General features: G+C 45.3%; 3 protein-coding genes. 2 read left to right on the forward strand and 1 reads right to left on the reverse strand.

Annotated features, from left to right (window positions below; genetic code table 11):
• Positions 1-359, reverse strand: a 359-nt coding sequence (locus STRDD11_RS13765; RefSeq protein WP_164828495.1) for a cell wall elongation regulator TseB-like domain-containing protein, incomplete at its 3' end; no start/stop codon positions are given.
• 116 nt (positions 360-475) lie between these two features.
• Between STRDD11_RS13765 and STRDD11_RS12035 the strand changes: the two genes are divergently transcribed.
• Together STRDD11_RS12035 and STRDD11_RS12040 are read left to right on the forward strand one after the other, a co-directional pair.
• A complete protein-coding gene (locus tag STRDD11_RS12035; RefSeq protein ID WP_128837479.1) occupies positions 476-922 on the forward strand; it encodes a MarR family winged helix-turn-helix transcriptional regulator in 447 nt (148 codons plus the stop codon).
• A 90-nt stretch (positions 923-1,012) separates the two neighbouring features.
• The gene (locus STRDD11_RS12040; protein WP_128837480.1) at positions 1,013-1,561 is read left to right on the forward strand and encodes an NADPH-dependent FMN reductase; all 549 of its coding nucleotides are present in this window, start codon (positions 1,013-1,015) and stop codon (positions 1,559-1,561) included.
• Positions 1,562-1,720: the final 159 nt, after the last annotated feature.

Genomic DNA, 1,720 nt, shown 5'->3' on the forward strand with positions numbered 1-1,720 from the left:
CCCTGCTCCTTGGCACGGCTCTCAGCCTCCTTCTGACTGATGCCGTCTGCCAGCCGGTAGACACGAATCTGGTTTGACCCCTTAGAGATCAGCACAGCTTGCGCTGTCTGGCTGCTGGTCTTGCCAATCAAACTATAGTAAGACTCCCTGCCATTATAGATGGAAAAACTGTCCACCGTTTCCAGGTTTGCATATTCCTTGGCAATGCTGCGCGTCTCCTCTTTGGCTGACTGCCTCGGCCGCATAGAAAACTGCAGAATCACCAAAAATGAGCAAACAAGCACTGCTAAGACGATTAAAATCCCTATAATATACTGCCCAATAGGGAATGGGGCTTTCTGTCTGTTTTTAGATTTCACCCTGCCATTATACTACAAATACTCTTATTTTTCTATTCTTTTTCAACTTTTGATTTTTCTTAAAATTCCTGAACCAGATTCTTGCACTTATTACTATTTATGGGTATAATATTGTTATGAAGATTACAGACGATTTAAGCAAAGAAACAATGCTTGATTTAAAAACGATGATTGTCTTTCACAAAGCCGAAAGAACCATCCGTGCTACCGAATCCCAAATATTTAAAAAACATGATCTGACACCGACCCAATTCTCCGTATTGGAGACTCTTTACAGCAAAGGAGAGCTGCGCATCCAGGATTTGATTGACCGCATACTGGCTACTTCAGGCAACATGACCGTTGTCATCAAGAATATGGAACGCGACGGCTGGATTGTCCGGACCTGCGATCCCAACGACCGCCGGGCTTTCCTGATTGGCCTGACCGAGCAGGGACGCCAAAAAATCGAAGCCGCCCTGCCAGAACATATCAAAAATGTACAAAATGCCCTGTCTATTCTTCCGCCTGAGGATAAGGAGGAGCTGATTCGGATTTTGAAAAATTTCAAAAAGCTAAGCTAATTAATTGCTAATTAGTGCTAATTGTTGTAACATAGATTGTGACAAGAGGCCAGACCCTCTTAAAAATAAAAATGATAAGGAGACAAACCAATGTCTAAAGTGTTATTTATTGTCGGTTCCCTGCGTCAGGGTTCCTTTAACCACCAGTTGGCTGCTCAGGCTGAAAAAGCTCTTGCGGGCAAGGCTGAAGTTTCCTATCTTGACTTTAAAGATGTGCCATTCTTTAATCAAGATATTGAAAGTCCGGCTCCTGCGGCTGTCGCTAAGGTCCGTCAGGAAATCTTGGCTGCTGATGCCATCTGGATTTTCTCACCGGTTTACAACTGGTCCATTCCGGGCGTTGTGAAAAACCTGCTCGACTGGGCTTCACGCGCACTGGACCTCTCAGACCCTACCGGCCCTTCTGCTCTCAATGCTAAGGTCGTAACTGTTTCATCTGTTGCCAACGGCACTTCACCGGATGAAGTCTTTAAGCAATACCGCAGCCTGCTGCCGTTTATCCGCATGAACCTCGTGGACCAGCTGACAGGTGTCAGCATCAATCCAGAAGCATGGGGAACCGGCCAATTAGCTGTCTCAGAAGACAAGCTGGCAGAACTCTCTGCCCAAGCGGATGCCCTCTTGTCTGCTATAAACTAAAAAACGATAAAAGAGAAAAAAGAAAAAGAAAAAATCTTATAAGACACCAACCCCTCGCAGTCACTGTGAGGGGTTTTATCGTCATTTAGTTTATCTTTTTATTACGTCCTTCGCTCGCCTCGCTGAAAGTAGGGCAACAGTCGGTCAGACGGAGTCTTT

The organism is Streptococcus sp. DD11, from assembly GCF_001578865.1.
GTDB classification, from domain to species: Bacteria; Bacillota; Bacilli; order Lactobacillales; family Streptococcaceae; genus Streptococcus; species Streptococcus panodentis.